This is a genomic window from Comamonas sp. DB36 (assembly GCF_057914905.1).
Window position 1 is genome coordinate 649,557 of sequence record NZ_CP196632.1, and the last position, 20,238, is coordinate 669,794.

At 66.1% G+C, this 20,238-nt stretch carries 21 protein-coding genes; 12 read left to right on the forward strand and 9 right to left on the reverse strand.

Going from position 1 to position 20,238, the window contains the following annotated elements; genetic code table 11:
• The first annotated feature begins 62 nt into the window (after positions 1-62).
• Both ACSVDO_RS24000 and ACSVDO_RS24005 read left to right on the forward strand, forming a co-directional pair.
• Positions 63-509 (forward strand): type III secretion system chaperone family protein, encoded by a 447-nt coding sequence (locus tag ACSVDO_RS24000; RefSeq protein ID WP_489596798.1) that lies wholly within the window; start codon positions 63-65, stop codon positions 507-509.
• 24 nt (positions 510-533) lie between these two features.
• Positions 534-797, forward strand: coding sequence for a hypothetical protein (locus ACSVDO_RS24005; RefSeq protein ID WP_489596800.1), 264 nt, complete (start codon positions 534-536; stop codon positions 795-797).
• 36 nt (positions 798-833) lie between these two features.
• Here ACSVDO_RS24005 and ACSVDO_RS24010 read toward each other — a convergent pair whose 3' ends face one another.
• Positions 834-2,219, reverse strand: a complete 1,386-nt coding sequence (locus ACSVDO_RS24010) for a metal-dependent hydrolase family protein (RefSeq protein WP_489596802.1) — start codon at positions 2,217-2,219, stop codon at positions 834-836.
• Positions 2,220-2,392: 173 nt separating this feature from the next.
• A complete protein-coding gene (locus tag ACSVDO_RS24015; RefSeq protein ID WP_489596803.1) occupies positions 2,393-2,674 on the reverse strand; it encodes a hypothetical protein in 282 nt (93 codons plus the stop codon).
• A 420-nt stretch (positions 2,675-3,094) separates the two neighbouring features.
• Between ACSVDO_RS24015 and ACSVDO_RS24020 the strand changes: the two genes are divergently transcribed.
• Complete coding sequence (locus ACSVDO_RS24020) at positions 3,095-3,607, forward strand: nucleoside 2-deoxyribosyltransferase (RefSeq protein ID WP_489597376.1); 513 nt, start codon at positions 3,095-3,097, stop codon at positions 3,605-3,607.
• 7 nt (positions 3,608-3,614) lie between these two features.
• On the opposite strand, the gene ACSVDO_RS24025 is transcribed toward ACSVDO_RS24020, so the two are convergent.
• Both ACSVDO_RS24025 and ACSVDO_RS24030 read right to left on the reverse strand, forming a co-directional pair.
• Entirely contained in the window at positions 3,615-4,988 is a 1,374-nt protein-coding gene (locus tag ACSVDO_RS24025) for a sensor histidine kinase (RefSeq protein WP_332535484.1), read from the reverse strand.
• Positions 4,985-5,644: a response regulator gene (locus ACSVDO_RS24030; RefSeq protein WP_489596805.1), complete on the reverse strand. Its 660-nt coding sequence runs from the start codon at positions 5,642-5,644 to the stop codon at positions 4,985-4,987. The genes ACSVDO_RS24025 and ACSVDO_RS24030 overlap by 4 nt, the downstream gene beginning before the upstream one ends.
• Positions 5,645-5,773: 129 nt before the next feature.
• On the opposite strand from ACSVDO_RS24030, the gene ACSVDO_RS24035 reads away from it, so the two are divergent.
• From ACSVDO_RS24035 to ACSVDO_RS24045, 3 genes are all read left to right on the forward strand, one after another.
• A complete protein-coding gene (locus tag ACSVDO_RS24035; protein WP_489596807.1) occupies positions 5,774-7,600 on the forward strand; it encodes a phosphoethanolamine transferase in 1,827 nt (608 codons plus the stop codon).
• Positions 7,601-7,872: 272 nt separating this feature from the next.
• Positions 7,873-9,432 (forward strand): M28 family peptidase, encoded by a 1,560-nt coding sequence (locus ACSVDO_RS24040; protein ID WP_489596809.1) that lies wholly within the window; start codon positions 7,873-7,875, stop codon positions 9,430-9,432.
• 311 nt (positions 9,433-9,743) lie between these two features.
• Complete coding sequence (locus ACSVDO_RS24045) at positions 9,744-11,879, forward strand: putative bifunctional diguanylate cyclase/phosphodiesterase (RefSeq protein ID WP_489596810.1); 2,136 nt, start codon at positions 9,744-9,746, stop codon at positions 11,877-11,879.
• Between the two features lie 46 nt (positions 11,880-11,925).
• On the opposite strand, the gene ACSVDO_RS24050 is transcribed toward ACSVDO_RS24045, so the two are convergent.
• On the reverse strand, positions 11,926-12,396 hold the full coding sequence (locus ACSVDO_RS24050; RefSeq protein WP_489596812.1) for a guanylate cyclase: 471 nt from the start codon (positions 12,394-12,396) through the stop codon (positions 11,926-11,928).
• Positions 12,397-12,420: 24 nt separating this feature from the next.
• The gene (locus tag ACSVDO_RS24055; RefSeq protein WP_489596814.1) at positions 12,421-13,518 is read right to left on the reverse strand and encodes an extracellular catalytic domain type 1 short-chain-length polyhydroxyalkanoate depolymerase; all 1,098 of its coding nucleotides are present in this window, start codon (positions 13,516-13,518) and stop codon (positions 12,421-12,423) included.
• Between the two features lie 238 nt (positions 13,519-13,756).
• Here ACSVDO_RS24055 and gntA point away from each other — a divergent pair, with 238 nt between their 5' ends.
• Positions 13,757-14,452, forward strand: a complete 696-nt coding sequence (gene gntA, locus ACSVDO_RS24060; RefSeq protein WP_489596815.1) for a guanitoxin biosynthesis heme-dependent pre-guanitoxin N-hydroxylase GntA — start codon at positions 13,757-13,759, stop codon at positions 14,450-14,452.
• Complete coding sequence (locus ACSVDO_RS24065) at positions 14,445-15,050, forward strand: DUF1989 domain-containing protein (protein WP_489596817.1); 606 nt, start codon at positions 14,445-14,447, stop codon at positions 15,048-15,050. The genes gntA and ACSVDO_RS24065 overlap by 8 nt, the downstream gene beginning before the upstream one ends.
• Before the next feature lie 190 nt (positions 15,051-15,240).
• Here the strand turns inward: ACSVDO_RS24065 and ACSVDO_RS24070 are convergent, their stop codons facing one another.
• Complete coding sequence (locus ACSVDO_RS24070; protein WP_489596819.1) at positions 15,241-15,597, reverse strand: DUF3703 domain-containing protein; 357 nt, start codon at positions 15,595-15,597, stop codon at positions 15,241-15,243.
• Between the two features lie 153 nt (positions 15,598-15,750).
• On the opposite strand from ACSVDO_RS24070, the gene ACSVDO_RS24075 reads away from it, so the two are divergent.
• Entirely contained in the window at positions 15,751-16,458 is a 708-nt protein-coding gene (locus tag ACSVDO_RS24075) for a pentapeptide repeat-containing protein (protein ID WP_489596821.1), read from the forward strand.
• Between the two features lie 20 nt (positions 16,459-16,478).
• Here ACSVDO_RS24075 and ACSVDO_RS24080 read toward each other — a convergent pair whose 3' ends face one another.
• Entirely contained in the window at positions 16,479-17,015 is a 537-nt protein-coding gene (locus ACSVDO_RS24080) for a GNAT family N-acetyltransferase (protein WP_489596823.1), read from the reverse strand.
• 82 nt (positions 17,016-17,097) lie between these two features.
• On the opposite strand from ACSVDO_RS24080, the gene ACSVDO_RS24085 reads away from it, so the two are divergent.
• Genes ACSVDO_RS24085 through ACSVDO_RS24095 form a run of 3 tightly spaced genes read left to right on the forward strand, consistent with a single transcriptional unit; the run spans position 17,098 to position 19,145 of the window.
• A complete protein-coding gene (locus tag ACSVDO_RS24085; RefSeq protein ID WP_332535502.1) occupies positions 17,098-17,499 on the forward strand; it encodes a VOC family protein in 402 nt (133 codons plus the stop codon).
• 42 nt (positions 17,500-17,541) lie between these two features.
• Positions 17,542-18,168, forward strand: a complete 627-nt coding sequence (locus ACSVDO_RS24090; RefSeq protein WP_332535503.1) for a glutathione S-transferase family protein — start codon at positions 17,542-17,544, stop codon at positions 18,166-18,168.
• Positions 18,169-18,182: 14 nt separating this feature from the next.
• Positions 18,183-19,145, forward strand: a complete 963-nt coding sequence (locus ACSVDO_RS24095) for a D-2-hydroxyacid dehydrogenase (protein WP_489596824.1) — start codon at positions 18,183-18,185, stop codon at positions 19,143-19,145.
• Between the two features lie 215 nt (positions 19,146-19,360).
• On the opposite strand, the gene ACSVDO_RS24100 is transcribed toward ACSVDO_RS24095, so the two are convergent.
• Entirely contained in the window at positions 19,361-20,221 is an 861-nt protein-coding gene (locus tag ACSVDO_RS24100) for a LysR family transcriptional regulator (RefSeq protein ID WP_489596826.1), read from the reverse strand.
• Positions 20,222-20,238: the final 17 nt, after the last annotated feature.

A 20,238-nucleotide genomic window follows, 5' to 3' on the forward strand; every position in this document is an offset into this window, starting at 1 on the left:
GATGGAACCTTGCGGTTCGGGGCGTTACTCACAAGACGTACTGACTGTTCAAGGGATCACCCATGTTTGCGCCCTATGAAGATCTTCTGTCTGCGCTGGCAGAAGAAGTAGGTCTTGAGGCGTCATCGCTGATTTCCTCGCAAGAGATAGTCATTGATGAGCTGCCGATTTCCCTCAGGCTCGAAGGCGAAGGCGAGCAGGCCGAACTGCGCCTTTGCTGCCAGCTGGGCATTCCGAGCAAGCTACGCTGGGCCCTGGCCATCCGCACCATGCTGCAGGCCAACCACCTGTGGACCGGCACCGGGGGGGCGACCTTGGGCATGCTGGAAAACGATATGGTGAGCCTGAGCGTGCGCCGCCTGCTCAGCAGGCTCAACGCCGACCGGCTCGCCGTCCTGCTCGCCAAAACTGCCGATATCGGACTTGCGTGGCAGGACTTCATTACCCAGGACCAGGCCGTCCCCGTGATGCCGGAATTCTTCCACGAAGCGAGCCTCGTGCGCGTTTGAGTTCAACCAACTGGAATCATGACCATGGATCCCCTCTCGATGCGCGTTGCGAATCCTGCGTTGCCAGCGCACGCCGAGGCACCTGTGGATGCCGCTGCTGGGCGAGCGGCTTCGTCGCTGGACGTGGGCCGGGCCGTGGTGGGCTGCGGCGCGCTGGCCAACCGGCAGATTGCCGTGGGAGCGGGCGAAGAGCGGGCGCGTTCCACTTGCGCCGCTTCGGTCATTGGCGCGCTGCTGTCCAAGATGTCCACCGCGCTGCAGGCGATCGTGCTGAGCCCGCGACCCTGAGCGCATTGCGACCCGCGCGCCCGGCGGCGGCGACGTCTACAGCGTGTTCTTGTGGACCTTGCCGTCCTTCATGATGAGGCGCAGGTTGCGCTCGGGATCGGCCAGAAAATCGAGGTTGACGCCGGGGTCGCCATCGGCGACCAGCAGGTCGGCCCAGGCGCCTGCGGCAATCCTGCCCAGCACGCCGGGATAGGGGCTGCGCGCGCCCGACAGCGCGAGCAGCTCACCGTTGGTGCCCGTGGCCTGGCCCAACAGCGTCAGTGGATCGTAGAAGCGTGTGAGCTTGGCGAGCTGCCGGCCTTGCGTTGCGGTGTTCTTCGGGTTGAACAGGATGTCCGTGCCCCAACCGGTCCTGATGCCGTGTTTCTGCGCCAGGGCATAGGCTTTTTCCGTGCCTTCGGCGACCTGCCGCTGGCTTGCGCGCTGCCCCGGGTCGGCGTAGACATTCGCGTCGGCATCCTGCAGGAACGGCTGCAGGCTCCACCAGACGCCTTCGCCTTGCATCATGCGCACGCTGGCCTCGTCGGCCAGCTGTCCATGCTCTATGCATTTGACGCCGGCACGGATCGCGCGCTGTATTCCCTTGGGCGTGTAGACATGCGTCATCACATAGGTGTTCCAGTCGCTCGCCGCCTCCACTCCCGCGCGCAGCTCGCGCTCGGAGAACTGCGTGCTGTCCAGCGGGTCATACAGCGACGCCACGCCACCGCCGGCGAGCATCTTGATCTGCGACGCGCCCAGCATCAACTGCTCGCGCACGCGGCGCAGCACCTCGGCCTCGCCATCGGCGATCATCGCCACGCCCATCTGCTCGACCAGGCTCAGCGGACCGTTGGCGGCGCGCGGCAGATCGCTGCGCAGGCGGAAGTCGCCATGTCCCGACGTCTGGGAAATCATCGCGCCGCTGGCGAAGATGCGCGGCCCGGGCACCAGGCCTTCATCGATGGCACGCTTGAGTGCGAACGCCGGCCCGCCGGCATCGCGCACCGAGGTGAAGCCGCGCAGCAGCGTGCGCTGCGCCTCCTGCGCCGCGACCAGGTAGAGATAGCCCAGGTCGGCGGAAACCGCCGAAAGCTGGGAGATTCCCGCGAGCATGGTGTGCCAGTGCGTGTCTATCAGCCCCGGCAGAACCAGCTTGCCCTGGCAGTCGATCACCTGCGCGTTCTCCACCACTGCCGCCGCGGGCAGCAGCTCGGCAATGCGCTGGCCTTGTATCAGCACCTGGACGCCGGCGCGCGGCGCCTGGCCCGAACCGTCGAACAGCCGCATGTTGCGCAGCAGCAGCGGGCGGCGCGTTTGCTGCACCGGCGTTTGCGCCACGGCCTGGGGCAAGGCAAACGGGGCCAGCATGGCGGCCGCGCCGCCGAGAAAATGGCGGCGCGAAAGATCCTGTGTGACGCGCAGATGCAGGCGCTGGCACATGGCGCTGCTGCAGGCGCAGCCTCTGGCGCGTATCGGACCCAGGCGCCACGGAAATGCGCTAGGGGAATCGGATGGAGAATCCACAGGCACCTTTCTTGCAGGCAGCGCATTGCAAATCGCAATGCGTATCCTGCGCAATGAAGGGGGCGCGGCCGGTGGGCCGCGTCAGGCGTTTACTTCAGGCCGCTGATTTTCCATTTGCCATCGGCCAATTGGCAGAACGATACCTGCCAGCTGTTGGCGCGGCTGCCCTGGCTTACCTGGCCCTGCAGCAGGCGGCATTCGCCCGCAGACCTGGTCTGTACCCGCGGGCCGGGCGTGAGCACCACCTTGACCGGCGGCTTGCCCGCGCGCGCACTGCTGCTCCATTCGGCCACGGTATCCGCAGCGCCTTCATTGAGTGTCTTGCCGATGAACGATTTGAAATCGGGCACATCCTTGGAAGGTATATGCACCAATACAGTTTGGTCGAGCAAAACATAGGGTACGGCCTGGGCCTGTGCTGCCGGCAACAGCAGCAACGAGGCAGCGCAGGCTGCAGCTTGAAGAATGAAGGTATTCATATGCAATACAGTGTCACATGGATGCATCGGCGGTGCAAATTTCGTTCCGGATAATGTCGACTATTGCTGTTTGGTGAAGATTCACAGCGAAAAAATCCCTGCAGAAAAGGCCGGGCGATAATCGAATATCGGTTGATGAACAGAATGTTTTTTCTCTGCGGGTATTGCCGCCCGCCCGCTCTGCCATAACCATGTTCGTGCTTGCGGTTCAGCGTTGCGGTCATTTCCGGCAACAAGCCAGCCACGCTGGCGGTTAGCATGGTTTGGCAGGCGCGCGTTGTGCCTGTGCCCATCTGGGAGGTGCACCAAATGTTGAAGAGCGTCTATCTGGCCGGCCCCGAAGTCTTCTATCCCGATGCGCGCGCGCATGGCGGGCGCATGCAGGCGGTGTGCCGCGAGGCAGGATTCTCGGGCCTGTTCCCGCTCGATGCGGAAATTACCGCGCTGCCCGACGGACAGTCGCTGGCCATCTATGAAGCCAACCGCGCGCTGATCGAGCGCGCCGATGCCGTGGTCGCGAACCTGCGTGATTTCCGCGGCTTCGAGCCCGACAGCGGCACGGTGTGGGAGGTTTCGTATGCGCTGGCCCGGGGCAAGCCCGTCGTGGGTTACTGCCCCACGGCGGCGACCATCGTGCAGCGCGTGCAGGCCAGCCCCCATGGCAAACTGTTCGACGCGCAGTGCGCGGTCGAGGATTTCGGCCTGCCGCTCAATCTGATGCTGGCCCACAGTCTCACAGCGATTGCCTATGGCAGCGAGGACAATTTCCTGGGCCTGAAAGCGGCGCTGGCAAAACTCCAGGCGCTGCCAGATTTCAGCGGCTGAAACGCGCTCAGCGCGGCGTGGATGTGGAGAAGTTCAGTCGCACTTCGAGACCTGTGCCGCCGTCGGCCGGTGGCGAGCGCAGCTCCAGCTGCGCCCCATGCTTGAGCGCAATCGAGCTGACGATGGACATTCCCAGCCCGTAGCCCACGCGCCGGCTGTCGGCGCGCACATGGCGCTGCAGGATCAGTGGCAGTTGAGCCGCCGGCACGCCGGGACCATGGTCGCGCACCACGAGCGCCGGCGCGGGCCAGCGCTCGACGCTGAGCTCCACGGCGGCGCTGGTATGGGTCAGGGCGTTGTCGAGCAGGTTGCGCAGCGCGATTGCCAGGCTGTCGATATCGCCCTGTATGCACACCGGTTCATGGCCTTCGGGGGCGATCCAGTCCAGACGCTTGAGCGCGCGCGGCTGCTGCCAGAACTCCTGGGCCAGCGTGCCGGCCAGCTGCACCAGGTCCACCGGAGCGAAGCTTGCGCTGTCGCCGGCTTCGGCGCGTGACAGCTGCAGCAGGCGCTCGGTGCGGTGAGACAGCGTTTCCAGCGCCTGCAGCGCGGCCTTGGCTTCCTCCAGCGGCACGTTCGATGCGGCGTTCGATTCGGCCTGGTCGATCGCGGTGTGCAGCCGCAGCCGCACCGATGCCAGCGGGGTCCTGAGTTCATGCGCCGCATTCGCCGCGAGCGAGCGCTCGACGTTGAGCGCTTCCTGCAGACGGCCCAGCAGCAGGTTCACGCCCAGACCGACCTGGGCCAGCTCCAGCGGGTAGTCGGCGGTGCGCAGCGGATCCAGATGGCTGCCGTTGCGCGCCTGGATCTGCTCCTGGATGTCGCCCAGGCTGCGCAATTTCCGGCGCGCGACCCAGCGGATGATCAGGGCCAGCACCGGCAGTATCAGCAGCAGCAGCAGCACCAGTCCGGTGAGCGTGTTGCGGCTGGCTTCACGGCGCTCCTCCTGGGTGTCGGCCAGCTGCAGCCACAGCTGCTTGGCGGGGTCGTAGATTGTGAAAATGCGGTAGTTGCTGGTGTCGCTGAAGCCTTCGGCCAATTCGCTGGTCCAGCCGGTTTCCGGCGCCGCCTCGGTGCGCACCAGCACGCGTCCCTGGAGGTCGCGCAGTTGCAGCAGCAAGGGTGCGTCGTGCACGGTATCCGGTGCCTCATGCATCACGGCCGGCGTGGCTTCGCCTGGGTCCGGGATGTACATGGGCGAGGCGAACAGCTGGCGGTGCGCGCTTTCCGACAGCTCGAAATCGAAATTGCGCTGGATCTTGTAGTTCACATACCAGGCGACCATCCCGGTTCCCACGGCCCAGACCAGCACCACGGCCGCCAGCAGGGCGCGCGTGAGGCTCGATACCAGGCTGGGCTGCAGCGGTGCGTCGGCGCTCATGGCGGTGCGAGGCGGTAGCCAATGCCGCGCACGGTCTGGATCAGCGAGTTGCCGAGCTTGCGCCGCAGCCGGCTGATGAACACTTCGAGCGTGTTGCTGTCGCTGCTGTCATCCCATTGGTAGAGCGCATCGAGCAGACGTTCGCGCGTGTGTACCTGCTGGGCGCGGCTGGCGAGCACGCGCAGCAAGGCCCATTCCTTGGGCGTCATGACCACGGGAAAGCCATTGGCCTTGACGACTTCGCGCGTCAGATCGATGCTCACATCGCCGCGCGTGACCACCGAGCTGGTCTGGTGGCCGCGGCGGCGCTCGACGGCGCGCAGCCGCGCCAGCAGCTCCTCCGGATCGTAAGGCTTGATCAGATAGTCATCGGCGCCCGCATCCAGCCCGCGTATGCGGTCGCTGACCTGGTCGCGCGCCGTGACCACGATCACCGACGCCGGATCGTCCTGGGCCTGGATGGTGGGCAGCAGTTGCAGACCGTCGCCGTCGGGCAGGTTCAGATCCAGCAATACGGCCGAATAAGCCGCCAGCGACACCATGGAACGTGCCTGGCTGAGGTCGGCGGCCAGATCCACCAGGAATTGCTTGCCGTGGAGGTAACCCAACACCGCGTTGGCCAATGCGGTATCGTCCTCGACCAATAAAATGCGCATGGGCAGTGGAAATAAAGGTGACGGGCCCCATGGTACGCCCTGGGCGCTGCAAGTATGGGCGGCTTACCTGAACCAAGTCTGAACGTGGCATTCAGGGCGGGTTCAGGGCGGCTGCCTACATTGATGGCCGTGAATACTCTCGCCATACTCCAACCGCCCACTTCGCTGCCCGAAGTGCCCGCCGGCCTTCTTGCCCGGGCCGCAGCCCACGCGCGCCGATACAGGATGAGCCTTGCGCCGCGCTGGGGCGCGGCGCTGCTGACGCTGTGGTGCACGCTGCTGCTCAATGCGCCGCTGTGGTCCAAGCTGGCCCAGCTGCCCGACTTCGTCGACCCCTGGTTCTGGAAGCGCGCGGCCATCGTCGGCCTGATCGCCTGCGCGACCTACTGGTGGTTCATGCTGCTGTCGTGGCCCGGCCTGCGGCGCCTGGGCTGGAGCCTCACGCTGCTGACCGCTGCGGGCATGGAGTACTACATCCAGCATTACGGCATCCTGCTGGACAGCGGCATGGTGCGCAATGTGCTGCAGACCAATACCAGCGAGGCCCTGGCCCTGCTGGGTCCGCGCATGCTGCTGCATATCCTGGTGTTCGGCGGCCTGCCCAGCCTCTGGCTGTGGTTCGGCGTGGCCTGGCGGCGCGATTCGCTGTGGCGCGGCTGGCGTTCGCTGCTGCTGGTCCTGGCCAGCTTCGCCCTGCTCGCGGCCGGGGTCGCCGGCATGTACCGCCAGCTCGCTCCCCTGCTGCGCAACCACATGGAACTGCGCTATCTGATCAACCCCACATCGGGCATCGTCGCGCTGGCCGATGTCACGCTCAAGCCGCTGCTGATCCCAGCGCGGCCTTTCGTGTCCATTCTGGGCGGCGCGGGCCTGGGCGCGAGCTACGGCATCGCGCAGTCGGGCGGCGGGCCCGCGAGAAGCCTGCCGGTGTCGATGGCCGCCGGCAGCTCCGCGCACAAGCCGCCGCTGCTGGTCCTGGTCGTGGGCGAGACGGCGCGCGGCGACCATTTCGGCATGAACGGCTATGCACGCGACACGACACCGCAGCTGCAGGCGCGCAACGCGATCAGCTGGAGCAATGTGCGCTCCTGCGGCACCAATACCGCAGCCTCCGTTCCCTGCATGTTCTCGCACCTCGGCAAGAAGGATTTCGAGGCGCGCAAAGCCAACCATGAGACGCTGCTCGACGTGCTGCAGGCCGCAGGCCTGGGCGTGAGCTGGCTCGACAACCAGTCGGGCTGCAAAGGGGTCTGCGACCGCATCCCGCATGCCACGGCCTACGATCAGGCGACCGCGACCCAGCGCGCCAAATGGTGCGAAGCCGATGGCGAGTGCCTGGACCAGCTGATGCTCGACCAACTGGACCTGAGCCTGGCCAAGATTCCCGCGCAAAAGCGCGCCGTGGGTACGGTGCTGGCCCTGCATCAGATGGGCAGCCATGGCCCGGCCTATTTCCGCCGCTCGACGGCGCAGGCCAAGCACTTCCGGCCCGAATGCACCACGCAGGTCACATCAGATTGCAGTCAGCAGGACCTGATCAACGTCTACGACAACAGCATCGCCGAAACCGATCTGTTTGTCGCGAAGACCATAGACTGGCTCAAGACCAAGGCCGCCGACTATGAAGTCGCGCTGATCTATCTATCGGACCATGGCGAATCGCTGGGCGAGAACGGCATCTACCTGCATGGCCTGCCCTATGCGATCGCGCCCGACAGCCAGAAGCATGTGGCCTGGATCACCTGGCCCGGCACGCTGGCCGCGCGCACCCGCACCGATGAGGCCTGCCTGCGCGCGGGCAAGGCCCAGCCGCTGACCCATGATTTCTACTACCACACGGTGCTGGGACTGCTGGACCTGCGCAGCCCCACCTACCGCAGCGCGCTCGACGCCTATGCACCTTGCCGGCAGCAGGCGCTGGTGAGCCGCGCGCCGAATGTGCCCGACGCGCTGTGAGCGGCTATCCATCGCGCGCAACAGTCGGTAAGTTCAGCCTCCGATCGCAAAATTAGCCGGGCCTGCAAGCAGCCGGCCGGCGGCGCGAACGGCTTGATGCCGGCGGTTTTTTCCTCTCGACTGGTCCTCCTTTTGCACGACCCCGATCGGGGCTTTGCGGCTGTAAATGCCGAACGCCCATGGTGTGCGCAGGGCTTGATATGTAGGCAAGGTGATGCGTGGCCGCGCGCGCGCCGCGCTGGCATCATCCGGGCGCTCAAACGAGGAACGCCATGACCCACACCACGTCACTGATCTCGAGATTGCGTACCCAGACCGCACCCGGCAACGCGCCCTGGCGCTGTTGTCTCATCACCGCCGCGGCATTGCAGCTGTGCGCCTGCGGCGGTGAGGACGGCTCCAGGGCGGTACCCATTGCCGCCGCCGCGGGCGAAGCTGCAGGCGCCGAATCCGCACTGCGTCCCGCATTTGCCCCGGCACTGATGACCGCTCCCGCCGACTGCGCCACGCGGCCCAACGACACACCAGACCAGCTGCTCGAATGCGTCACGCTCGCGGGCGTGCGTGCCCACCAGACCGAGCTCGCGGCGATCGCCCGGGCCAACAATGGCACGCGCATGGCGGGCTCGCCGGGCTACGACGCGTCGCTCGCCTATGCGCGCAAAGTGTTCACCGAGGCCGGCTACCGCGTCACGGTCCAGCCGTTCGAGTTCGCGCTGTCGCGCATCCACGCGTCCAGCCTGCGCGAACCGGGCCAGATCGCGCCCGAGTCGATTCCGCATCTGGTCGCCGACTACTCGGGCAGCGCCGACGTCACTGCCGAGGTGAGCCGCCCGGCCGGTGCCGTGGGCTGCGAGGCCGCGGACTTCACGGGATTCCCGCGCGGCAACATTGCGCTGCTGCGCCGCGGCGGCTGCGATCTGGCGCAGAAGGCGGCGGCTGCGGTGCAGGCCGGCGCCGTGGGCCTGGTCATCTACAGCCTCGACGACGGCGCGCTCACGGGCAGCCTCTCGGCCAAAACGCCGCCGAACCTGCCCGTGGTGCTGGTCGGCAAGACCGAAGGCGAGCGGCTCGCGCAGCGCACGCTCACCGGCGTGCAGCTGCACCTGCAGACCGAAACCTCGCGCAGCATGGCCACCACCTACAACCTGCTGGCCGAATCGACAGGCGGCGACCCCGACCATGTGACCATGGCGGGTGCTCATCTGGATTCGGTGCGCGCGGGCGCGGGCATCAATGACAACGGCTCGGGCGTGGCCGCAATCCTCGAGACCGCCCGCCAGATGGCGCGCGTGCAGCCAGTGAACCGGCTGCGGTTCGCGCTGTGGGGGGCCGAGGAACAAGGCCTGCTGGGCTCCACCTATTACGTTCGCAAGCTCGACGCTGGTCAGCGCGCGAAAATCGACCTGTACCTGAACTTCGACATGATCGGCTCGCCCAACCATGTATTCGAAGTCTATGGCGGCGACGGCTCGGCCGGCAAGGAAGCGATCTCGAGTCCGCAGCAGTCGGCGCAGATCGTGCAGTTCCTCGAAAGCTTCTATGCGCAGCGCAAGCTGGCCTCGAAGCGCGTGAATTCAGGCGGGCGTTCGGACCACAAGCCGTTCGCCGACGCAGGCATTCCCTTCGGCGGGCTGTTCACCGGTGCCGAGGAAATCAAGAGCCAGCAGGATGCCGATACCTGGCGCGGCACGGCGGGCAAGGCATTCGATCCCTGCTATCACCGCGCCTGCGACAACCTGGACAACTTCAATGCGGCGGCGCTGGACGTCAACGCCGACGCCGTGGCCAATTCCGTGCTGTTCTTCGCGATGAACCGATTGGCGCGCTGAGCCTCTAAGCGGTCTGCAGGCAAGCGCCCTGGCGCGGGCGCTGCCGGCATGGGGTCGCCAACCCACCTGCCCTCGCGCTGCGCGTCGGGGCAGGTGGGCTTTGCTTCGCCCGTATGCCGAGCGGGAAATCACGGGCCATGCGACAATTTTTGTCTTTCATTGCCTTGGCTGGCGTGGGCCCGGCATGCCACGCATCTTCCTCCCACGCTTCCATCGTGCATGGAGTCGGCGCTCGAGCGCCAGGGGAGAGCTTGCCAGGCGCAATGCCGCCTGCAGTTCCCGATTGGATTTCTCCCCGTATGACTACGTTCATGCCCTCCGGCTACAACCTGTTGGTGGTTGCCGCGTCGTTTCTCATTGCCATGCTGGCCTCCTACGTCACGCTGGACCTTGCCCGGCGGGTGCGCAGCGCCCAGCGCCGCGTGGGCCTTGCCTGGTGGGCCGCGGGCTCGCTGGTCATGGGCACCGGGATCTGGTCCATGCATTTCCTGGGCATGCAGGCGTTCACGCTGCCCATTGCCATCGGCTTTTCCAGCGGAATGACGCTGTTGTCCTGGCTCGCGGCACTCGCGGCCGCGGGCGTGGCGCTGGAGCTGGCCAGCCGCGAGCATTTCGGCCACCGGCAACTCGCGCTCGGCGCGCTGTTCATGGGCGCGGGCATCAGCGGCATGCACTACATAGGCATGGGCGCGATGGATATGGCGCCGGGCATCGTCTGGGATCCGTTCATCGTCGCGCTGTCGGTGCTGATCGCGGTACTGGCATCGGCCGCGGCGCTGCTGATCTTCAAGCTGCTGCGCCAGGTGCATGCGGGCCAGCGGCTCAAGTACCAGCTGGGCGCTTCCTGGGTGATGGCCGTGGCGATCTGCGGCATGCATTACACCGGCATGGCCGCGGCGAGCTTTCTCATGGGCTCGGTGTGCCTGAGCGCGGGCGAGCTCGGCGGCCCCGGCCTCACGGTGCTGGTGGTGATGGCGGCCGGCATGCTGCTGGTCAGCACGCTGTTCACCTCGATTCTCGACGCGCGGCTGCAGAGCACGGCCGAGCGCCTGACCGAATCGCTGCAGGAAAGCAATGCGCGGCTCAAGGCCGCCAACGACGAGCTGCAGCACCGCGCCTTTTCGGACCCCTTGACCGGCCTGCCCAACCGGCTGCTGTTCGAGGACCGGCTGCGCCAGGCGCTGCTGCGGCTGGACCGCACCAACAACGAAGGCGTGGTCGATCGTCTGGCGGTGCTGTTCGTGGACCTCGATGGCTTCAAGCCCATCAATGACTCGTTCGGCCACGCGGCCGGCGACCTGATACTGCGCGGCGCGGCCGACCGCCTGCGGCTCGAGGCGCGCGAAGGCGATACCGTGGCGCGCGTGGGCGGCGACGAATTCCTGCTGCTGCTCGAGAACGTGGTCGACGAGGAGGCTTGCATCAACGTCGCGAAAAGAGCGCTGACCGCGCTGTCCAAGCCGTTCGAGCTTACCGGAAAGCAGGTGCAGATCGCCTGCTCCATAGGCATTGCCATCCATCCCGGCCACGGCGAACGCAGCAAGCTCGTGGCCAACGCCGACGCTGCCATGTATGCGGCCAAGCGCGCCGGCGGCAGCTGCCATGTGCTGTTCGAGCCGCACATGGGCACGGATGCCTCGGCGCAGCTGGAGCTGCAAAACGACCTGCGCCATGCGCTGGACCGCGGCGAACTGTCGCTGCATTACCAGCCAAAGATCGACGGCCTCGACGGGCAGATCTGCGGCGTGGAAGCCTTGCTGCGCTGGAACCATCCCCAGCTGGGCATGGTCAGCCCCACGGTGTTCATCACGCTGGCCGAGCGCTTCGGCCTGATCGGGCTGCTGGGCAATTGGGTCATAGACGAGGCCTGCCGGCAGATCGCGGCCTGGAAGCGTGAAGGGGCCAACATTCGCGTGGCCATCAATATCTCCGCCTACCAGTTGCGCGACAACACCCTGACCGCACGCATAGAGCGCGCGCTGAGCCAGCATGGCGTGCCGGCCTCGCAGCTGCTGTGCGAGATCACCGAAACCGTGGCCATGGAAGACATGAAGGCCACGCAGCGCACGTTCGACGGACTCGCGCGCATAGGCGTGTTCCTGTCCATAGACGACTTCGGCTCAGGCTACTCCAGCCTCAACTATCTGCGCCAATTGCCGGCGCGCCAGCTCAAGATAGACCGCAGCTTCGTCAAGGACCTCGAGGTCAGCGAAGATGCGCGCTCGGTGGTGAATGCGGTGGTGAAGCTGGCACATGCCTTGAATCTGCGCGTGGTCGCCGAAGGCGTGGAGACCGGCGGCCAGCGCGACATCCTGCTGGCGATGCACTGCGATGAGTTGCAGGGCTATTTCTTCGCGCGGCCGATGTCGGCCGACAGCCTGCTGGCCTGGTCGCAGAACGAGAGCACGCGCGGGGCCCCCGACAAGGGCCTGCCGGCGCAGGGCTGAAGCCCGCGCGGCGCGCGGCGCGCAGCGCCTGCGCCGCGTTCCACGCTTATGCCGGCACGCTGCGCAGCGGCTGGTCGAGGTAGGCCGGCAGCAGCTGGGCGGCCGCGCGGAAAATCTCGAATTCGTTGTCGTCAAGCTCCAGCGCCTGGGCATCGAAGTGGCACATCGTGCCGTACAGTTCACCGCTGCTGTCGAGCAGCGGCAAACCGACATAGGAAAGCAGCACCCCCTGGTACTTGTGGCCGTCGAGGCGCGGATCGGCGCCCGAGTCCTGCGTCGTGAACAGGCCGTCGCGCAGCGTGAATTGGCAGAAGCTGTCGCACAAGGGCACGACCTGCAGGAATTCGGGCACGATCTCCCCCAGCTTGTCATGCAGGAACATGTTGCGCAGCGCGCCTTCATGCAGGCGAAAAACGCCGGTATATCGATGCGGCACACGGGCGTTGAGAAATGCCAGACCGGCCGGGCCCTGGGTCTCTAGCGAAAGTTGGTATCCCTGAAGGATGGACGAGTTCATGTCCTACAGAATACGCTAAATCATTCAGCCTGCCGTGGCGCTCAGGCGCGCCTGGTCCGCATGGTTTTTGGGGTGGGCCAGGAAGAAGCGCAGCATCTCTGCGGTCGCGTCCACGCCTGCCGGGTCCGTATAGCTGCCGCCGGGATTGCCGCCAGACCAGGCATGGCCGGCGCCGTGCAGCTGCCAGTATTCGACCGTGGTGCGGCCAGCGCTGTCCTGGTAGAGCGTCTTGCTGTAGCGCTGTCCCTGCGCGGATTCGCCTTCGCTGGCCTGGACGTCGCCGCCCGGCGTTTCCCGGGCCTGGAGCGCGGCGTCGACCACCGCGATGCCGTTGCTGACATGCACGGTGCTGTCGGCATCGCCATGGAAGACGATGGTCGGCGGCACGGCGCCATGGGCCGTGCCATGTGTCGCACAGCCGATGCGCATGGCAGTGAGCGCTGACATCACATCGGTGGCGCAGCCCCGCGGCAGCCCTGAATGCACACCGATGGCGGCGAACATGTCGGGATACGCGGCGCCGAGGATGTCGGCCATCGCCCCCCCGGCCGACAGGCCGGCGACGTAGATGCGCGATCTGTCGACGGCGTGGCTTTCGGCGATAGACCGCGTGAGCGCCGCGAGCACCGCGGGTTCGCCGCGGTCGCGCTGCTGGTTCTGTGGCGTGAACCAGTTCCAGCATTTCTTGGGGTTGTCACGCGAAGATTGCTCGGGGTAGAGCACGATGGCGCCGAGTGCCCCCGCCTGGGCATTCATCTGCGTGCCGGCGGCGAAATCCTGCGCATCCTGCGTGCAGCCATGCAGCATCACGACCAGGGGGCGCGGAGCGCCGCGCACTGGCTGCGGCGGTACATGGAGCTTGTACGTCAGCGTGCGGCCGCGCTCGGTGAAAGTGCCGTCCAGCCATTGCGCATCGCCGGCGGGCGCCTGGGGGACATGCTGCTGCGCCGGCGCACTTTCTTCGCGCGCCGGCCACAGCGCGGGATTCAGGGCCCTGAACTGCGCGTTCATCGCAGGCAGCAGTGCGGAGACACGCGCCAGCGCGGGTTTGGCGGCGTATTGCAGATTCTTGCGGGTCCATTTGCGGGCCTGCGACTGCATTTTCTTGAGCAGATAGTTCACGCATTCTTTCGTTAGCGGCCAACGGCGGCGGGGAACGGCTTGCACTTTTGACCTCCCTGCACTGTCCTCGCTTTATTTATGCTGCACTGCAACATTTGTCCTCGACAGGTTGTAAGTGAAGTCCTACGCAAGCGGCGGTCGCGTGGGTTCACCCCTACATTGCCGGGGCCCCCGCTCCCACGGTCGGGCCGGCAATGGGCGCACCGAGGATGGGCGAGGATGGACTTAACTTAGCTGCATGCAACTCCATCCCACAGAAAACGACCCGTGCGCTCCCGCGTCCGCAGGCCTCCTCAAGGAGTTCATCGCCGACAAGGCCTTTCCCTGCGTCGGTGCCAAATCGGCGCTCAACAAGGGGCGCATGCAGCTGCAGGAATTCGGCGAACTCGGTGATGAAGCCCTCACTGCGGCGCTGCACGCTGCGCTCATGGACTATTCGCGCCAGTACCCCGAGCCCGGCATGGTGCCCGTGAGTTTCATTGCCGTGTTCCGCGCGCCCAGGCTCGATGAACTGCGTTTCGAGCAGCAGATGTGGCGCCAGCTGCAGGCGCTGCACGCGCATGATTGCGCCCACCGCATTCCCTGGGCGGCGGACGTCAGCGACGATCCCGGCCGCGAGGATTTTTCGTTCAGCGTAGGCGGGCGCGCGTACTTCGTCGTCGGCCTGCACCCCGGAGCTTCCCGACTGGCGCGCCGCGCGCCCATGCCTTGCCTGGTCTTCAATTTCCATGAGCAGTTCGAGCAGCTCAAGGCCAGCGGCAAGTACACCTTGCTGCAGGATGCGATCCGCACGCGCGATATCGCGCTCCAGGGCGCGATCAACCCGGTGCTGGCACGCTTTGGCGAAGCCTCGGAGGCACGCCAGTATTCAGGCCGGGCGGTGGAAGCCGGCTGGCAATGTCCATTTCATTCGAAAGTCCCCAAAGATGCATGAAGTCCAGCACGCCTGCACGCGTATTCCTCCCCAATCGGGCGTTGCCTTTCGCCTGCGCGCCGGCGAGATCCTGCGCATTCACGACCCGCTGGGCGAGCAGGTCGCCGACCTGTTTGCGTTCAGGGACGGCGACCATGCCTGCAGCCTGTCTTCCGGGCGCAGCATCGACTATGCGTCCAAGATCTATCTGAGCAGCGGCGACACGCTGTACGCCAACGACAGCCGGCCGATGTTCGTGATTCTCGAAGACCGGGTCGGGCGCCACGATTTCCTGCTGACGCCCTGCAGCCAGGAGATGTTCGAGATCCTCTACCGGCATCAGGGCCACCACCCGAGCTGCTTCGAGAATCTCTACACCGCGCTGGCCGAATTCGGCATCCGGCCCGAGCAGATCGGCACGACTTTCAATGTGTTCATGAATGTCGAAGTCGGCCCCGATGGCGCGGTCGCGGTGAAGCCACCCAAGTCCAGGCCCGGCGACTTCATCGAACTGCGTGCCGAGATGGACCTGGTCTGCGGCCTGACCTCGTGTTCGGCCGAGAACTCCAACAACGGCAGTTTCAAGCCCATCGACTACGAAATTCTCGCGCGCCGCTGATATTGCCGGTCCGAAAGCATTCTTGCGCGCAATGGAAGCGGCCGCGGCCGTGCTGTGCCTGTTTTTTGAGCATGCCCTGGAAAGCCAGCACTGGCGCCACTTTTTCAAGTTGTTCCGGTAGTTATGCACAAGCTTGGACGCCCGGCATGGGGATAAGACGGCAGCCCGGAAAACTGCCATGCGCGCTGGGTCACTGCCGGCGTGCCCGGGCAATGAGTTGCGCGATCTCAGGGAGCACGGGCAGCGGCGTGAAGGCGCTCACGTTGGCGCGCCCGGGGTTGCCTGCGGGCAGGCGCCGGCTCAGATGGCCCAGCGGCACCAGCGCCAGTCGCAGCAGCTGGCCCATGGTCTCCGAGCCGTCGGCGCTGCGCCAGGCGAGGGCCAGCATGCGCACATGCGTCTGCCAGTGCGGCCGCAAATGCAACTGGCCCAGCACATGCGCGGCCTCGAGCAGCAGCCAGGCCTGGGCGCTGGAGCCTGCGGCATCGGCCTGCTGCAGCAGACGCAGATGGGTGGCGGGATCGAAGCTGGAATCGCAATGGGACATGGTTTCACCTTTCTGGCCCTATTGAAAACACTGCAGCCACTACAGGGTCAAGCGGTTTCGGCCCGTATCAGGGTTTTGGCGCAGCGCACGAGCATGTTGTGAAAACCCCGTTCCGGGCCGTTAAGCTGGCGATTCTGCTCCCAGACTCTTCGCATGACACATACCGCCAGCCCCGTTCCGTCGCCTGCCACCCTGATCGAGGACCAGGCCGTCTCACGCGAACAGATGGAGTCGCTGATCGAGTCCGGCGCGCCGCTGGCGTTCGAACGCTGCGATTTCGAAGGCGTAGACCTGTCGCGGCTCGTGCTGCGCGACTTCGAATTCAGCGCCTGTTCGTTCATCGAAGCCTCGCTGTTTGCCGCCTCGCTGAGCCGCACGGTCTGGCAGGGATGCCGCGCCCGCCAGGCGGACTTCGAATCGGCCGACCTGACCGATGCGCGTTTCCACTCCTGCGACCTCAACAATACGCGCTGGCGCCGCGCCAAACTGGGTGCCGCCTTCTTCCAGGGATGCAAGCTCACGGGCGCGAACTTCGAGGAAGTCGCGCATCTGGGATTGAAGTTCGAGGACTCGCTGCTGGTCAGTGCCAACCTGCAGCGGCTGTCGTTTCGCAAGCTGCAGCTGCAGGACCTCAATTTCTCGGACGCCAATCTGTCGGGTTGCGATTTCCGTGATGCCGTCTTCATCGGCGGCAGCCTGCGCGATGCCCACCTGAAGCTCGCGCGCTTCGAAGGCGCCGATTTGCGCGAGGCCGACATCGGCGGCCTCAAGCTCGAGGACGCGCGGCTGTTCCGCGGCGCGACCATCTCCCACCGCCAGGCCGCGGACCTGTTGATGGAGCTCGGGATCTCGGTGGATTGAGCCAGGCCTTGCCAGGGGGTCTACCGCTCGGCGGGCAGATGGCTGTACACCAGGACATCGTGGGCATGGCCCTCTATCCAGCGGTACTTTCGCAGGCGGCCTTCATGCTCGAAGCCTGCGCGTTCGAGCACGCGCCGCGACATCTCGTTGCCGATCAGCAGCGTTGCCTGAATGCGCACGAACCCCTGGCGCTGCGCCCATTCGACGATGGCGCAGCAGGCCGCGGTGGCCAGGCCCTGGCCCCATTGGTCCGGCGCGATGTCGTAGCCGACATCGGCGCTGCGATGCACCTTGGAGATCGTGTGCAGGCCCACGGTGCCCAGCAGGGCGTCGTCATCGGTGCACGCGATCGCGAATCGGACCTGGGAGACCGGGTTGTGCAGTTCGGTGGCATCGACGAACTCGCGCAGCGCGTCCGTGGTCTGCGGGCGCCAGCTGATGCCCCGGCGCACCGGATCGCTGCGCAGATAGTCCAGCCAGTGCGCAAGATCGGTCTCGCGGATGGGGCGCAGGTGGGCGAAGCCGTTGGCAAGAGGATGATTCAGCAAGGGTGTCATGCATGCAGAATACTGAAAGCCCCGGCCAGCCCCTGTGGGATTCTGCCCCGGCTTGTCCCTTCACCGCAAAGCAAGTATCTCCATGATCAGCCACCTGGACCACCTGGTTCTCACCACCGCCGACGAAGCGCAATGCGTGCGCTTTTACACCGAAGTGCTGGGCATGAAGCTCGAATCGTTCATCGGCGGCACGCCGCCCGTGGAGCGCAAGGCCTTCATGTTCGGCGCGCAGAAAATCAATCTGCATGTCAAGGGCCGCGAGTTCGAACCCAAGGCGCATACGCCCGTTCCGGGAGCGCTCGACCTGTGCTTCATGGCGTCGGTGCCGCTGGACGCGGTGATTGCGCACCTGCACCAGCTGGGCGTGCCGATTGCCGAAGGCCCGGTGCTGCGCACCGGCGCGACTGCGAGAATTCGCTCCATTTATCTGCGCGACCCCGATCTCAACCTGATCGAGATTTCCGAGCCGGTCGGCGCGCCCTAGCCCGCGCCGCACGCTCCCTTTCCTGCCCCTCCCGGAGACCCGATGATCACTGTCCACCACCTCAACAACTCGCGCTCGCAGCGCATTCTCTGGCTGCTGGAAGAGCTGGGCCTGGCCTATGAGATCAAGCGCTACCAGCGTGACCCCAAGACCCATCTGGCGCCGCCCGAACTCAAGGCCATCAGCCCGCTGGGCAAGTCGCCCGTGATCGAGGAAGGCCCTCTGGTATTGACCGAGTCGGGCGCCATCGTCGACTACCTGATACGCCGCCATGGCGGCGGCCGGCTGCAGCCCGATCCCGCGAGCCCCGCGTACGACGAATACGTCAAGTGGCTGCACTTCGCCGAAGGCTCGGCGATGCTGCCGTTGATGCTCCACCTCTACGTCGGTCGCCTGGGCGAGGCCGGCGCGCCGCTGCAGCCGCGCATCCAGTCGGAGCTGGCGAATTTCCTCGGCTATATCGATGCCGCGCTGCGCGACACGCCGTTCCTGATGGGCGGGGAGCTCAGCGGCGCGGACATCCAGCTGAGCTTCGTCGGCGAACTGGCCAAGGTGCAGCGCATGGACGCACCCTACCCGCATCTGCAGGCCTGGATGGCCAGGCTGCAGGCGCGGCCGGCCTACCGCAAGGCGATAGAGCGCGGCGGTGAATACGCCTACGGCAATTGAACGGACGGACCCCTATGAAGATCGTATTTCTTGACCGCGCCACCTTGTCGCCCGAGACCACGTTGCGCCTGCCTTCGTTCCCGCACGAACTCGTGTGCCATGACAGCACCGCCCCGCATGAAGTCGCGCAGCGCATTGCCGATGCCGACATCGTGATCAGCAACAAGGTCAAGCTGGGCGCCCAGGCGCTGGAGCAGGCCGCATGCCTGAAGTTCATCGCGGTCGCGGCCACGGGCACCGACAGCATAGACCTGCAGGCCTGCGCCCGGCGCGGCATCATCGTCAGCAACATCCGCAACTACGCCGAGCACACCGTTCCCGAGCACACCTTTGCGCTGATGTTCGCGCTGCGACGCAGCATCTGTGCCTACCGCGACTCCGTCAAGGCCGGCCGCTGGCAGGAATCGGGGCAATTCTGCTATTTCGACTATCCGGTGCGCGATCTTGCGGGATCGACCCTGGGCATCATCGGCGACGGCGCGCTGGGCTGCGCCGTGGCAACGATTGCGCGCGCGCTGGGCATGACGGTGCTGATATCGGCGCACAAGGGGCGCTCCGGCATGGGCAGGCTCTACACGCCGTTCGAGGAAGTGCTCGCGCGTTCGGACATCATCACGCTGCACTGTCCGCTCAACGCCCAGACGCGCGGCATGCTGGGCGCAGCGGAGTTCGCGCAGATGACGCGCCGCCCGCTGATCATCAATACCGCGCGTGGCGGCCTGGTCGACGAGGCCGCGCTGGCCGACGCGCTGCGCAGCGGCCAGATCGCGGGCGCGGGCTTTGACGTGGTCTCGGCCGAGCCGCCGCCGGCCGACCATCCCTTCATGGCGTTGCTGGACCTGCCCAACTTCATCCTGACGCCGCATGTGGCCTGGGCCTCGCAAGAGGCCATTCAGGGCCTGGCCGATCAACTGGTCGACAACATCGAGGCGTTCGAGCGCGGCGCGCCGGTCAACGTGGTGCGTCCCGCGGCCTGAGCGTCGGCGTGGCATGACGCGGCATGACATTCCGCGCGCAGCTGCCTGTTTTTTGAGCACGCTCTGGAAACCCAGCACTGGCGCGGCTTTGCGGGGTTATTGCGGCAGTTATGCACAAGCTTGCTCCCCTGTCTTGGGGATAAGAGCGGCTTGTATGGAAGCCTCCCGGATTACAAGTAGCTTTGGCGTGTAGAGCGCAGGAGGCAGGGCTGCAGTCATTTCGGCGTCGTCTGCAGCAACCAGTCGCTGAAGGCCTGCATGGCTGCGGTCACGGGCCGGGACTTCAGGCGCGTGAGCCAGTACCGGCCGGTGGCTATCTCGGTCTCGAACGGGCGCACCAGCCGGCCCTGCTGCAGCTCTTGCGCGAACATGCGCACCGGCAGCAGCGCAATGCCCGCGCCCTGGGCCGCGGCCTGGGCCATGGTCAGCGACGAGTCGAACACCGCGCCGCGCAGCAGGGGACAGGGCGTGGCCGCGGCCGCAAACCAGGCGACCCATTCGTCCGCGCGGTAGGAGCGCAGCAGCACCTGGCCGGCGAGATCGCCAGGCGCGTGCAGTTCGGCCGCCAGGGCCGGCGTGCACATCGGCGACAGCGGCGCGGCCAGCAGGGGCTGGGCTTGGGTGCCATGCCAGGCGCCGTCGCCGAAGCGGATCGCGTAATCCAGGCCTTCGCCCGCGATGTCGACACGGTTGTTGTGGGTGAACAGCCGGAAGTCGACGAACGGATGGAATTGCTGGAAGTCGCGCAGGCGCGGAATCAGCCAGCCCACGGCAAAGGTGCCGACCACGCCCACGGTCAGCGCCTCGCGGGCGCGCCCGTCGCCGAACTGGTCGAGCAGCTGGCCTATGCGCTCGAACGACTGGGCCAGCACCGGCAGCAGGGCCTGGCCTTCGTCGGTCAGCGCCAGGCCGCGCGGCAGGCGGCGAAATAGCGTCACCTTGAGCCGGTCTTCCAGGTTCTTCACATGCTGGCTGACCGCGGTCTGGGTCACATGCAGTTCCTCGGCGGCGCGCGTGAAGCTCAGGTGGCGCGCCGATACTTCGAAAGCGCGCAAGGCGTTCAACGGCAGGTGCATACGGAAACCTCGGCTGT